The sequence below is a fragment of the Ignavibacteriota bacterium genome (genome assembly GCA_016716225.1).
GTDB lineage: Bacteria > Bacteroidota > Ignavibacteria > Ignavibacteriales > Melioribacteraceae.
The window spans coordinates 4,056,268-4,071,669 of sequence record JADJWT010000001.1 but is presented as its reverse complement, the minus strand read 5'-3'; the positions used below and the strand labels follow the sequence as shown (position 1 = coordinate 4,071,669).

The window sequence follows — 15,402 nt, the reverse complement described above, 5'->3', positions numbered from 1 at the left end:
GGAGAAAAGATATTGAACTTTAGCAGTCTCGATTATATCATTTTTGGAATTTACATAATTGGCATTGTTGCTCTTGGACTTTTTGTCTCAAGAAACAAAAAAGGTCATGAAAAAAATTCTAATGATTATTTCTTAGCTGGAAATACTTTAACATGGTGGGCTATTGGATCATCATTAATTGCAGCAAATATTAGTGCCGAACAAATTATTGGAATGTCCGGATCCGGTTTTGCCGGCGGTTTAGCAATTGCATCTTATGAATGGATGGCTGCAATTACATTGCTAATTGTTGGTAAATTCTTTTTACCAATTTTCATTGAGAAAAAGATTTACACTATTCCGGAATTTATTGAGCAAAGATTTAACACAACTCTAAAAACAATTCTTGCAATTTTCTGGATATTTTTATTCGTATTTGTAAATTTAACAACAGTAATGTTCTTAGGGGCTAAAGCATTAGATACTGTAATGGGAACAGGTGACGGTTCTTTGTTATTTCCAGCAATGATTGGATTGGGTTTATTGGCAGCTGCTTATTCACTTTATGGCGGACTTTCTGCAGTTGCTTGGACAGATGTAATTCAAGTAATTTTATTAATTCTTGGTGGGATTGTTACAACAGTTATTGCTTTAGATTATGTAACCCCAGATGGCGGAATTATAAATGGTCTTTCTCACATTTATGATAAAGCCGGCGATAAATTTCATATGATATTATCGAAAGATAATCCGGAATTTAATAATCTACCGGGAATTGCAGTTTTAATTGGCGGAATGTGGATTGCAAATTTATATTATTGGGGATTTAATCAATATATCATTCAAAGAACACTTGCCGCAAAATCATTAAAAGAAGCACAAAAGGGTATTGCATTTGCAGCATTTTTAAAACTCATTATTCCTTTAATTGTTGTAGTTCCCGGCATTGTTGCATTTGTAATGTTTTCACAACCGGAAGGAACTGCTATAATTGAAGGCGCAAAAGAAGCATTTACTAAAGGAGATGGAACTTTAAATTATGATAAAGCTTATCCTTGGTTGATAAGTACATTTGTTCCAAGTGGATTAAAAGGAGTTGTAATTGCAGCATTAACTGCAGCTATTGTTTCTTCATTAGCATCAATGCTTAACTCAACAGCAACAATTTTTACAATGGATATTTATAAACCATACATAAAGAAAAATGCAAGTGAAAAAAATCTGGTAACAACCGGCAGAATAACAGCAGCAGTAGCATTGGTAATTGCATTATTAGTTGCACCTTTGTTAAAAAGTCTTCCACAAGTTTTTCAATATATTCAAGAATATACCGGTTTAGTAAGTCCAGGCATTTTAGCTGTATCAATGATGGGATTGTTCTGGAAAAAAGTTACAACAAGAGGAGCAATTTGGGGTGCTATATTATCAATTCCGGTAGCTTTAATATTAAAAATTCCAGCAATTGAATTGCCTTTTATGGATCAAATGTTATATACGTTTATTATTACAATAGTAATATCCGGAATGATTAGTTTATCATCGAATCAAAATGATGACGATCCCAAAGGTTTTAATTTAACTGCAAAAATATTTAACACAGATAAAACATTTAATCTTGCATCATATACTGTTTGCTTAATTTTAGCAGTTCTGTATGCAATTTTTTGGTAATTAAAAAATGAAAAACAAAATGATAACTTTATTTTATACTTTATTGTTGTTCACTTTCTTAAATTGTAATGAATCCGGAAATGAACCAAAAGATGAAGAAAACATTCCTCAAATTGAAGGATACAAATTAGTTTGGAATGATGAATTCAAAAATCCACAAATTGATTTATCAAAATGGGAATACGAAGTAAATGCAAGTGGCGGCGGTAATAACGAATTGCAATATTATACAGCCCGAAAAGAAAACTCATTTACCGAAAATGAAAAACTTAAAATTGTTGCAATTGCTGAAAAATATACTGGACCTGAAGGCACCAGAGATTTTTCTTCTGCCCGTTTAAGAAGTAAGTATAAAGGTGATTGGAAATACGGCAGAATTGAAGTTTCGGCAAAAATTCCAAGTGGAAAAGGAACTTGGCCAGCAATTTGGATGCTTTCGACAGATTGGGAATACGGAGGTTGGCCGGAAAGCGGAGAAATTGATATTATGGAACATGTTGGTTACGATCCAAATATGGTTCATGGTTCGGTACACACAAAAGCATATAACCATGTAATTGGAACTCAAAAAACAAATAAGTTAAAAATTCCAACTGCAATTTCAGATTTTCATAAATATTCTGTTGATTGGAGTGAAGAAAAAATTGATTTCTTTATTGATGACCAAAAATATTTTACTTTCACAAATGAATACAAAGGTTGGGAAAAATGGCCGTTTGATAAAAGATTTCATTTGATATTAAATGTTGCAGTTGGAGGAAATTGGGGCGGTGCACAAGGAATTGATCCCGACGCATTTCCGGCAACAATGGAAATTGAATATGTTAGAGTTTATCAAAAAATAGAAAATTAATTATTTGTTTAATTTTACGAAAGTAGTGAACTAATTTTATTTTGGTTCACTATTTTTTTTTATAGAGTTCTATTTGGGGGAATTTTGAATTTCTTTTCTACATTGCCAAAATTATTTATTATAACATTTTTATCGAATAATATTTATTTCTCGCAAAATATTTTAATAAATGAAGTAATGCCTTCAAATTCGAATTCTTACTTTGATGAATTTGGAGATACTCCGGACTGGATTGAACTTTTTAATAATAGCGGACAAAGTATAAATCTAAGTGGATTTGCACTTTCTGATTCAAAACCAAATTTGCAAAAATGGGTTTTGCCTCCAATTCAGTTGAATGCTAACGAGTATTTACTAATTAATGCTTCCGGAAAAGATATTAAAACTCAAGCTATTTCTTGGCAGACAGTAATTAAAGAAGGAGATTTCTGCAAATATTTTCTTGGAACAAAAGAACCTCCAAGCGGATGGAAAGAGATTTCATTTAATGATTTAGGATGGAATATTGGTCAAGCTGGAATTGGTTACGGTGATGATGATGACAATACAATAATATCTAATGTTAATTCTGTATATATTAGAAAAAATTTTAGTGTTAATGATAAAAATAATATTTCTGAAATATTTTTTAATATTGATTATGATGATGGATTTGTTGCTTATTTAAATGGTAAAGAAATTGCTCGATCAAATTTAGGCATTAATGGTGATTTTATACCTTTTAATAAATCAGCGGATAATACAATTGAAGCAAAGTTATTTCAAAATCAAAAATTAGAAACATTTTTTATAAATGAACCTGATCAAATTTTGGTAGATGGTAACAATATTTTATCAATTCAAGTTCATAATTTTGGTTCACAGTCTAGTGATTTAACAGCAATTCCATTTTTAACAATTGGATTAAAAGTTAGTCAAGATGAGAATAATGTTCCAGAAGAAATACTTTCATCGATACCAACTTTACACACAAATTTTAATTTAGCAAATGGCGAAGAAACCGTTTATTTGAGTAATATTTCCGGCGAAATAATTGATTCTTTAAAATTGATTTCAGCGGATTCTGATATTTCCATCGGAAGAAAAAATGGCGGAAACGAAATTTATTTTTTCAATCAACCAACACCCGGAAGTGAAAATATTTTTAATGGTTTTTCTGGACAAGTAGAAACTCCCACTCTTACTTTTCCATCCGGATTTTATCAAAATGGAATTTCAATAAATGCAGGTAATTCAAATCCAAATATAAGAACATATTATACTTTGGATGGCTCTGAACCGGATGAAAATTCTACTTTATTTGCAAAGAATTTAATTTTATCAAGTACAAAAGTTTTAAAGATAAAATCGTTTCAAGAAAATCTTTTACCAAGTAGAACATTTACACAAACTTATTTCATTGGTGAAAACGAATATTTACCGGTTATTTCTATTTCAACTGACCCTTATAATTTGTGGGATTATAATTATGGAATTTATGTACTCGGTCCAAATGCAGAATCTTCAATTCCAAATTTTGGAGCAAATTTTTGGGAGGATTGGTCTAGACCAGCTTCATTCGAATATTTTGAAATTGATAAAAATATTGCAAAACAATGGAATGCAGATATAAAAATTTATGGTGCATGGAGTAGAGCACATCCGCAAAAATCTTTAGCAGTATTTGCAAAAGGTAACGAAACATTTGATCACAAATTTTTTCCAAATCTTTCTATTGATAATTTTGAATCAATTGTTTTGAGAAATTCTGGGAATGATTGGAATTTAACTCTGTTAAGAGATGGTTTTATTCACACAATTGCAAATGATTTGGATATTGATAATTTAGCGTTTCAGCCGTCTGTAATGTATTTAAATGGAGAGTATTGGGGTATTCATAATATAAGAGAAAAGGTAAATCTTAATTATTTAGCTTCACATTATAATGTTGAAAAAAGTTCTATAGATTTATTGGAATTGGAAGGATTTGTGATCGATGGAAATAATGAAAGCTATATAGCACTTACGGAATTTCTTTATGCAAATAGTTTGGATGATAATGAAAATTATAAAATTGTCGCAAGCCAAATAGATATAAAAAGTTTTGTTGATTACAACTTATTTCAAATTTTTATTGGAAATACCGATTGGCCCGGAAATAATAATAAATTTTGGAGATCAAGAACCGAACAACCAAAATGGCGATGGATATTGTTTGATACGGATTTTGGTTTTGGATATTTGGATAGTTACAGACATAATACTTTAGAATATGCAACTGAACCAAATGGTCCGGATTGGCCAAATCCACCATGGGGAACTTTACTGTTAAGAAAACTATTAGAAAATGAAACATTCAAAAATCAATTTGTAAATAGATTTGCTGATTTAGGGAACACAATTTTTAAACCGGAAAATCTTTCTAAAATTCTAACAAGTATTTCTAAAAAAATTCGAAATGAAATCCCGGACCATATTGAAAAATGGAATGCTTTCGATTTTTCAACTTGGGAATACAATATTTCAGTAATTAAGAATTTTGGTGATTTAAGATTTTCATTTCTTAGTACTCATTTTGAAAATTATTTTAGTTTCAATGGAAAACAAGTTGTAGTAATAAATAATAACGATATTAATGGCGGAAAAATTAAACTGAATTCATTGACTTTAAATCAAAATACTTGGTATGGAAATTATTTTAAGGGCTCAAAAATAATTGTAAAAGCTTTGCCAAATCCGGGTTATGAGTTTGCCGGATGGAGCGGTTCTGCTAATTCAAGTTCTGACAGTATTGAGATTTTGGTAAATAGTACAATTGACTTAAGAGCAAATTTTAATAAGAAAAATAACTTTAAGAATATTGTAATAAATGAAATAAATTATAACTCAAATACAAATTTTGATACTGAAGATTGGGTTGAAATTGTAAATAATTCCGATGAAATTATTGACATAAGCAATTGGATTTTTAGTGATGAAAATGATACAAACATTTTTGTAATTCCACAAAACACAATTCTTCAGTCTCAAGAATATTTAGTATTAACTTCGGATTCAACCGATTTTAAAACTTATCATACAAGTGTTAACAACTTTGTTGGGAATTTTAATTTTAATTTAAGTAATGGCGGAGAATTAATTCGATTATTTAATTCTCAAATGGAAATCATTGATAGTGTTAGATATGATGATGTAAATCCTTGGATCTCAATACCAGACGGTTCTGGGAGTACTTTGGAATTACTGAATCCAAATTTAGAAAACAGTATTTTTTCAAATTGGGGAAGTTCTGCGGGAAATGGAACTCCCGGAAAACAAAATAGTAATTTTATCACTTCAGTTGATGAAGATGAAAAAATAATTTCTAACAAATTTGAACTATTTCAAAACTATCCAAATCCTTTTAATCCAGTAACAACAATTAGATATTCTATTCCAAGTAGCTCCAAAATTCATAGCCAGTCTGTACAACTGACAATTCATGATATATTAGGAAGGGAAATAAGAAAGCTAGTTGATGGAAAACAAAATGCCGGAAGCTACAAAATTGAATTTAATTCAGAAAATTTATCAAGCGGAGTTTACTTCTACAAATTAAAATATGGTAATTATATAAAGACGAAAAAAATGATTATTCTTAAATAAGATAAATTTAAATGAACATAAAACTTTATTAATTTTGTTAAAAGAAACTAAAATATTTCAACAAAATATCTTCATTCTAATAATATTTATTTTTTCATTTCACAATAACATTTTTGCACAATTTACTTCATTGGCATTTGAAAGAATTTCGATTGATCAAGGACTTTCAAATAATAGTATTAATTGCATCCTGCAAACGAGTGATGGTTTTATTTGGATTGCGACTAAAGACGGTTTAAATAGATTTGACGGTAATTCATTTAAAGTTTTTAAGCATGATTTTTCTAGAAAAAATTCGTTACCGCAAAATTATGTGATGTGTTTGCTGGAAGATAAAAGCAAAAATTTCTGGATTGGCACTTGGGGCGGAGGACTTTGTAAATTTAATTTTGAAAAGGAAAATTTCAAATCATATAATACTATTGAAAAGTATGATGATTATGTTCAATCACTATACGAAGACAAAAATGGAATAATATGGTTCGGAACCTTAGATGGCGGATTGAATAAATTAAATCCGCTAAATGGAAAACTTGAAAATTATTCAACTTATAAAAATGCTCAACATTATTTTCCTTCAAACAATGTAACGTTTACTTTGCAGAATGAAAATTTGCTTTATATTGGAACTTGGGAAAAAGGTTTATACAAACTGAATTTGAAAAATAATTCATTTGAAAAAATTGTTCTAAATCAAAATTCAAACTCACCAAATGGGAATTTGATTTGGCACATTTCTGAAATAGGAAAAGGTGAATTCCTGTTAAGTTCAGATAATGGAATTATTACTTACAATTTATTAAATGAGAAATCTAAATATTTTCATACAAATGAAATATTTAGAACAGTTCTTTGCGATTCCAAAAATAGAATTTGGGCAGGCACATATAATTATCATGGAATTTATTTGTTTGAAAATTCTGAGAATCTGAATGAACAAAGTTTAATATTGCAATATTCAGATTACGATCCAACAACGTTAACAAGCAGTAGAATTAGATGTATGTACGAAGATAAATCCAAAAACATTTGGATTGGAACCGAAGACGGATTAAATAAATTACCAGCCGCAAAAGAATTTTATCAGTTTAAATATTTTCCTGTGAAGAATTCAACAATATCTGGAAGAGTTATAAGCAGTATCTATGAAGGGAAAAATAATATCCTATATGTAGGTTATGGCGGAGACGGATTTAGCAAAATTGATTTTGCAACCGGAGAAAGTAAAAACTTTAAAAGCAACAATTCAAATAATTCTTTAAACGCAAGCGATGTTGTTTGTTTATTGGAAGACAAATTTGAGAATCTATGGATAGGTACAAGTTACGGTGGACTAAATTTTTACAATCCCAAATTAGATAAATTTGAAAAATTTTTACATAATCCAAACGATGCATTTAGTATAAAATCTAATTGGGTTCAGCAAGTTCAAGAACTTAATGATGTTGAACTTTTAATTGGCACAAATGAATCACTAGAAATATTTAATAAAACTTCAAAAAAGTTTGAACTGTTTTCTAAAAAATATTTGAAGCAAAAAAATATAATCCCCGATAGTATTTCAGTAAATTCCTTATTCATTGATTCCAAAAAAAATATTTGGATTGGTACTTGGCTAAACGGTCTTTATAAATATAGCTCAAAAGATTCATCGGTTTTACATTTTCTTCCAATTGATGGAAATAACAAATCGATTAGCTCAAATAAAATTACGTCTATTACAGAAGATTCTAAGGGCAATATTTGGATTGGAACACACAGCGGAGGATTTAATAAATTCAATAATGAAGAAAATAATTTTACAAACTATAATACACAAAATGGATTGCCGAATGATGTTGTATTTGGAATTTTAGAAGATAGCGATGGAGCACTTTGGATAAGTACAATGCAGGGGTTGGTAAAATTTATTCAATCCGAAAATAAATTTAGAATTTATGATAAGTCAGATGGACTAATTAATAATCAATTTAACTGGCATGCATATTATAAAAATAAAAACGGAAGATTATATTTTGGTGGAATAAATGGATTGGTTTATTTTAATCCCAATAAAATTAAACAAGATACAATTACGCAGAATGTTAAGTTTATTTCATTTAAAATAAATGATAGAGAATTTTATAATTCATATCTATTAAATAAGTTCAATACAATAGAATTAGATTATAATCAAAACTTTTTCACAATTGAATTTTCTGTTCTGGATTTTGCACCATCAAACAGACATAAATATTTATATAAGCTTGATGGAATAGATTACGATTGGATTAGTTCTGAGTCTAAAAATTTTGCATCATATACTGATATTGATCCGGGCGAATATAATTTCTTTGTAAAAGCTTCAAACGCCGATGGATATTGGAGTAAAACTTCATCATTGAAAATTATTATAAATCCATCATGGTGGATGACATGGTGGTTTAAAAGTTTAGTTATCGGATTAGCAAGTTTGTTAGCTTATTATATTTACAAATTAAGAATTAAGCAATTATTGGAAATTGAAAGAATCAGATTAAATATTTCAAGAGATCTTCATGATGAAATTGGAAGTAATTTAAGCAGCATAAGTGTTGAAAGCCAAGTTTTAATGAATACGGAAAATATTCCTTCAAATATTAAAGAACAGCTTTCAATAATTAAAAAAACTTCTGTGGAAACTATGGAAGCCATGCGTGATATAATTTGGTTTATAAATCCAAAGAATGAATGGAATAATGATTTAATTTTCAAAATGAGAGAAGCCTCATCAAACTTACTAGCTGGTATTAATTGGAACTTTGAGAGTTCTAAAGATATTAAAATTGATTTGCTGAAATTGGAAGTTAAAAGAAATATATTTTTGATTTATAAAGAATCGCTGAATAATATTGTTAAACATTCACAAGCAAAAAATTGCAAAATAAAATTTATTGAAAACTCATCCGCTTTTTATTTAGAAATAATTGATGACGGAATTGGTTTTGAAATTGAAAATTTAAAAAGGAAAAATGGATTGCTAAATATTCAAAATAGAGCGGAGCAGATTAATGCAAAGTTTAAAATAGATACAAATATATATTGCGGAACTAAAATTTCAATTGAATTGGAAAAATAAAATTAATATGAAAAAAAATACAAATGTTTGGTTAATTGAAGATAATACTGCATACAGCAAAACAATTTCCAACTTGATAAATAAAACGGATGATGTAAAATGTTCGCAGGTTTTTAATTCATGCGAAGACTCATTAAGTAAAAATATCTTGGATGAATTACCGGACGTTGTACTTTTAGATATTGGGTTACCCGGAATTAATGGAATTAAATGCATTGAGAAATTAAAGCAATTATCAAATGAAATTTTAATAGTAATTCTTACGGTTTATGATGATAATGAAAAACTGTTTGATGCGCTCTGTGCCGGAGCTTCAGGATATTTGTTAAAAGATTCATCACCCGAAAAAATAATTTCTGCAATTAAAGAAGTTCAACTTGGAGGCGCTCCAATGAATATGTCCATTGCTAATAAAGTTTTAAAGCTTTTCACAAGATTTAAACCAATTAAAAATGATTATGGACTTACGGAAAGAGAAACAGAAATACTTCAACTCATTGTTGATGGACTTACAAAACAGCAAATTTCAGAAAGACTTTTTTTAAGTTTTCATACAGTTAATACACATATTAAAAACATATATAATAAACTTCACGTACACTCTAAAAGCGGTGCGGTTTCCAAAGTATTTAAAGAAAATTTAATCTAAAAAATTTTTAGCTAAATACCACATTCATGCTATTGAAATTAAATTTGTTAAACAATAATTTAATTTATTATTCAAGCAATAAATAAAATTTAAGTAGTGAAATAAATTTTCTTTAAAAAGAAGGAGGCGCAATGAAAAAAGCATTTATATTTTTATTAATGCTGTCAGTTCAAATATTTTCTCAAAATTTTAAAGTTATTAGTCACAGAGGTGGAGCAGCTCTGGCACCGGAAAATACTCTTGCGGCGTTTGAAAAAGCCGTAGAAGTTGGCGCACATTATTTTGAGCTTGATGTAAGAAAATCAAGTGATGATTCGCTAATTATCATGCATGATGCATCAATTGATAGAACATCGGACGGAACCGGAAATGTGAGTGCATTAACATTTCAGCAATTGAGAGAGTTTGATGCAGGCTCATGGTTTGGAGCAGAATTTGCGGGAGAAAAGATTCCTCTACTTTCCGAAGCTCTTGATATTGCAATTTCAGCACCTTATGACATTGGTGTGGTAATTGAAATTAAATCAACAGAAAGTGATATTGTCGATAAAGTTCTTGAAATTGTTCATAGAAAAAATTTAGATAATCGAGTAATAATTAGCAGTTTTACTTTTAGCCAAGTTTCAAGATCAAAAACTTTAGCTCCGGATATTGAAGCACAATTATTTGCGAGCCCTTTCTCAGAAACAATGATCAACAATCTTGCTAACATTGGAGCAGAATGGGTTGGAACCGGAAGTGATCTTTCAGCTCAGCTTCTCGAACTTGCTCATTCAAAAAATCTTAAGGTAAATAGGTGGACAGTTAATTCGGCTAATACAATAAAAACCTTAATAGAATCAGGTTATGATGCGGTAACTACCGATAATCCAATTATCGCAATTGCAGCAATGGATTCTACTGCGCCATCAAATGTTATTCTTGAAGATGCAGAAGTTCTGGGAACTAAAGTAAAATTAGTTTGGACGCAGGCAACAGATTTAGAAAGCGGTGTTTCACATTACGAAATTTTTAGAAGTTCAAATCCAGATGCTTCAGAAATAATTGCTACTGTAAAAAATGAATTATTTTATATTGATGAAACACTTCAAGAAGAAGCTACATTTTATTATAGAATTAAAGCCGTAAATTTTGCCGGAATTAAAAGTGAAATTTTCAGCAATGAAATTATGATCACCACTGGTTCCGATAAAAAAGCTCCCAAAGTAAATAAAATTTCTTCATATGGGTTAAATAATAAAATTATTATTGAATTTAATGAACGAGTTGATAAAACCACGGCAGAAAAAATTGCAAATTATTCTATCAATAACGGAATAAATGTTACGAATGCTGTATTATCAGTTGATTCCTCCTCTATTTTACTATTAACTTCTGAAATGATGGATGGAACAGAATATGAAATTTCTTTAATTAACATTGCAGATTTAGCAACAATTCAAAATGTAATTTCAGATACTTTGAAATTTAAATTTATACATAAAAATTATCTTTCCGATCTAATCGGTGCTTGGGATTTTGAAGAAGGCACGGGAACTACTGCTTATGATTATTCAGCTAATCTTAATAATGGTACTTTCAATGGTGGAATAGAATGGGCTTCGGGTATTACTGCAAATGGAATAAAATTTAACGGAACCGATAGTTACGTTAACATTCCGGCTTCTTCTTCGTTAAATATTAACGGAAGTGCAGTTACTATTTCCGTTTGGACAAAATTAGTATATCTTCCTGCAGATTTACCGGGAGCATTTGGACCAATTTATGATTCTGAAACAGATCAATATGTTATATATGAAGACAAAGCTAACAATGAATTAAGATTTAAGGTTTCAACAAGCGGCGGTGCAGAAAGACCGGGAATTCCTGCAGCACAATTAGAAACTGACGAGTGGATTCATATTGTCGGAGTTTATGATGGTGCAAATGCAATGGTTTATCTAAATGGCCAATTGATGGATACTCATCCATTAACCGGAACAGTAAATACCGGACAAGTTGCAAATATTGGAAAAAGCGGCGATAGCTATTTCCAAGGATCAATTGATAATGTTCAAGTTTTTGCAAAAGCATTAACTCAAGAAGAAATAAATTATCTTCATACTGAATTTGTTCATATTTTTATTGATTATGATTCACCAGAGATTTCTTCAGTTAGTTCGGCAGGTGCTAATAATATTGTTTTTGTAAACTTCAATGAAGAAGTGGATAAATTAAGTGCGGAAAATACTACAAACTACAATATTGATAATGGGATCAGCGTAAATTCTGCACAAATTACGATTGATGGAAAATCTGTAATTCTAAAAACTTCAGAACTTCTGGAAAATAAAACTTATAATTTGACTGTGAACGAAGTAAAAGATCTTGCCGATATCCCAAATACTATTTTGGAAAATTCGACAAAAACATTTTCTCACAAAACTTTTCCAAGTGGATTAGTAAGTTATTGGAGTTTTGATGAAGGAGAAGATACTTTAGCAAATGATTGGACAAATACAAATACGGCATTTTTAAATAATAATCCTGAATGGACAATTGGCAAAACTGGAAACGCTTTAAAATTTGATGCAGTTGATGATTTTGTAGAAGTGCCAAATTCAGAAAGTTTAAATATTGATACAAACGGAGTAACAGTTTCTGCTTGGGTAATTTTGAATGTACTTCCGGCTGATATGGTTTATCCGTATGGACCAGTTTATGATTCCCCAACAGATAATTATGTTATTTATGCTGACAAGGGAAATAAGGAATTGCGTTTTAAAGTCACAACATTTAACGGCGCAGAACGACCCGGAATTCCGGCAGATTCTCTTAAAACTGGTGTTTGGCATAATGTAACGGGAGTTTATGATGGAGTTCATGCAAAAATTTATTTGGATGGAAAATTAATGGATACGCATAATTTAACCGGAAATGTAAAACCCGGACAAATTGCTCACATTGGTCAAGACGGAACTTCTTACTTTAACGGCACAATTGATAATGTTCAAGTTTATAATAAAGGATTGTCTGAACAAGAAGTAAAGTTTTTATATTCGGGAATTAAAACTTCAACATTAAGTGTTGCAAATATTGATGAAACTATTGTTAACTTAACATGGAACGATGTTCATGATCCACTAATGGGTATTTACGCTTATGAAGTTTATAGAGATACAACTGAATTCCCAAATAAACTTCTTGCCGTTGTGAAAGATACAACCGGTTATTCCGATCAAACAAGAGTAGAGTTAACTTCATTTTATTATAGAATAAGAGCTTTGGATGCTGCAAAAAATCCTTATCCTTATTTTAGCAATGATGTTTTAGTTACAACTGAAGCTGATGAAACTGCACCAAAAATTTTAAGCGTAAGAACTACAGGCGAAAATGATAAACTTTATATTAATTTTGATGAAAAACTTGAAGAAAATTCTGCTACCACAGTTTCAAATTATTCTGTTAATGGAATTGAAATAAACCAAGCTGAACTTTCTGCAGATCATAAGAACGTTATTCTTACCTTAAATCAATTTACATCGGAAGGTAATTATACTTTAAATCTAAATAATATTAAAGATGTTTCTTTGGCTGGAAATATTATCGAATCAAATTTGCAGAAGAATTTCAATTTCAGTAATTATTTGCAGGGATTAGTTAGTTATTGGAAACTTGATGAAACTGAAGATACAACGGCAATTGATCTTGTAGGAACAAACAATGGCAAAATTGTAAATTCACCGCTAATAAATGATGGTCAATTTGGTAATGCAATATTTTTTGATGGTGTTGATGATTATATTGAAATTCCAAATTCAACTTCTTTAGATATTGCCGTTGAAGGTGTTACACTTTCTGCTTGGGTAAATTTAAGTTTTCTACCAACTGAAATGCCTACTGGTATTGGTCCTATTTATGATGCTCCACAAGACAGTTATGTTTTTTATGAGGATAAAGGAAATAAAGAATTAAGATTTAAAGTAACAACAGCTAACGGTGCGGAAAGACCTGGAATTCCGGAAGCTGAATTAATTAAAGGTGAATGGATAAATATTGTTGGTGTTTATGACGGAACTCAAGCTATGATTTATATGAACGGTGAATTAAAAGATACTCATCCAAATATAACCGGAATTGTAAAAGCCGGACAAGTAGCAAGAATTGGTCAAGATGGTACTCATTATTTTAACGGATTGATAGACAATGTTCAAATTTATAATCGCGGTTTAACTGCGGAAGAAGTAAAATCTTTATTCAACGGTGATTTATTAACTGATATTGAATCAGAAAAAGAAATTCCTATTATTTATAGTTTAGAGCAAAACTATCCAAATCCGTTTAATCCAACTACGAAAATTAGATTTTCGTTACCACAAAAATCTGAAGTTACATTGGAAGTCTTCAATGTAATTGGTGAAAAAGTTGATGAACTTATTAACACAACATTGAACTCCGGTTTGCATGAAGTAGAATTTAAAAATGAAAATTTATCTTCCGGAATATATTTTTATAAGTTAAAATCTGGTAACTTTGTTGAAATTAAAAAAATGGTTTTACTTAAATAAATTATTCCATCAATTTTGGAAGTCTGTTTAGGCAGACTTCTGAATTATTTAACAGAGATAAAAATGAAAAAAATTACCGCAATATTTGTATTCCTTTTTTTTGTTACAAATTTAATTGCACAAAATTCGCAATGTAGAATTATGACTTACAACATCAGATACGCAAATAATAATCCCGGCGAAGAATGGCAAGTTAGGAAAACAAATGTTGCGGAGATGATAAGATTTCACAACCCTGATATTTTTGGAGTGCAAGAAGCTTTATTAGAGCAGATTGAATATTTAAAAACAGAGTTTGAAAATTATAAGCAGATTGGTGTTGGAAGAGAAGATGGAATAAACGGCGGAGAATTTAGTGCATTATTCATTTCTGATAAATTTAAAATAGTTGAAAGCGGAACTTTTTGGTTATCTGAAACTCCGGATGTTCCCTCAAAAGGCTGGGATGCAAGTTTAAACAGAATTGCAACTTGGGCAAAAATTAAAAATAAATTTTCAAGTGAAATTTTATTTGTAATCAACACTCATTTTGATCATATGGGAATTATTGCCAGAATAGAAAGTTCAAAATTAATTGCAGATAAAATAAAAAATATTCCAAATGGAATTCCATCAATATTGATGGGGGATTTTAATTTTTCCAAAGATTTTGAAGGGTATAAAATTTTAAATGAATCCGGAATTATTTCTGATGCACAATCTAAAGCAAATTTCAAATACGGTACAGACATTACATTTAATGGATTTCAAGATGATTTAACCGGAAGAGAAAAAATTGATTTTATTTTTGTCTCCAAAGAAATTGATGTTTTGCAACATGCAATAATTGGTGAAAAATTTAACGGAAAATATCCTTCGGATCACATGCCGGTAATTATTGATTTGAAACTCAATAAATAAACCAAATTTATTTTGCCAATAAAATTCCTCTGAAATTAAATATTTAATTAAATTTCCGGGGATTTATTTTAAAACTAAAATT

The 15,402-nt window shown here is 29.8% G+C and carries 7 protein-coding genes; all 7 read left to right on the top strand.

The window, feature by feature from the left end; translation table 11 throughout:
- Positions 1–9: 9 nt before the first annotated feature.
- The 7 genes from IPM32_17470 to IPM32_17440 all read left to right on the top strand — a co-directional run bounded on the left by IPM32_17470 (position 10) and on the right by IPM32_17440 (position 15,320).
- The gene (locus tag IPM32_17470) at positions 10–1,650 is read left to right on the top strand and encodes a sodium/sugar symporter (protein ID MBK8947040.1); all 1,641 of its coding nucleotides are present in this window, start codon (positions 10–12) and stop codon (positions 1,648–1,650) included.
- A gap of 19 nt (positions 1,651–1,669) precedes the next feature.
- Positions 1,670–2,503 (top strand): glycoside hydrolase family 16 protein, encoded by an 834-nt coding sequence (locus IPM32_17465; protein ID MBK8947039.1) that lies wholly within the window; start codon positions 1,670–1,672, stop codon positions 2,501–2,503.
- A gap of 84 nt (positions 2,504–2,587) precedes the next feature.
- Positions 2,588–6,127 (top strand): CotH kinase family protein, encoded by a 3,540-nt coding sequence (locus IPM32_17460; protein MBK8947038.1) that lies wholly within the window; start codon positions 2,588–2,590, stop codon positions 6,125–6,127.
- A gap of 130 nt (positions 6,128–6,257) precedes the next feature.
- Positions 6,258–9,224, top strand: coding sequence for a hypothetical protein (locus IPM32_17455; GenBank protein MBK8947037.1), 2,967 nt, complete (start codon positions 6,258–6,260; stop codon positions 9,222–9,224).
- Positions 9,225–9,231: 7 nt separating this feature from the next.
- Positions 9,232–9,873, top strand: coding sequence for a response regulator transcription factor (locus tag IPM32_17450; protein ID MBK8947036.1), 642 nt, complete (start codon positions 9,232–9,234; stop codon positions 9,871–9,873).
- Between the two features lie 131 nt (positions 9,874–10,004).
- Positions 10,005–14,420 carry an Ig-like domain-containing protein gene (locus IPM32_17445; protein MBK8947035.1) on the top strand — a complete coding sequence of 1,472 codons (4,416 nt, stop codon included), beginning with the start codon at positions 10,005–10,007 and terminating at the stop codon, positions 14,418–14,420.
- Between the two features lie 63 nt (positions 14,421–14,483).
- Entirely contained in the window at positions 14,484–15,320 is an 837-nt protein-coding gene (locus tag IPM32_17440; GenBank protein MBK8947034.1) for an endonuclease/exonuclease/phosphatase family protein, read from the top strand.
- Positions 15,321–15,402 lie beyond the last annotated feature (82 nt).

Bases quoted from the DNA above. Each gene is read 5' to 3' on its own strand.
- IPM32_17465 (MBK8947039.1), top strand. From the start codon at position 1,670: ATGATAACTTTATTTTATACTTTATTGTTGTTCACTTTCTTAAATTGT.
- IPM32_17450 (MBK8947036.1), top strand. From the start codon at position 9,232: ATGAAAAAAAATACAAATGTTTGGTTAATTGAAGATAATACTGCATAC.
- IPM32_17445 (MBK8947035.1), top strand. From the start codon at position 10,005: ATGAAAAAAGCATTTATATTTTTATTAATGCTGTCAGTTCAAATATTT.
- IPM32_17440 (MBK8947034.1), top strand. From the start codon at position 14,484: ATGAAAAAAATTACCGCAATATTTGTATTCCTTTTTTTTGTTACAAAT.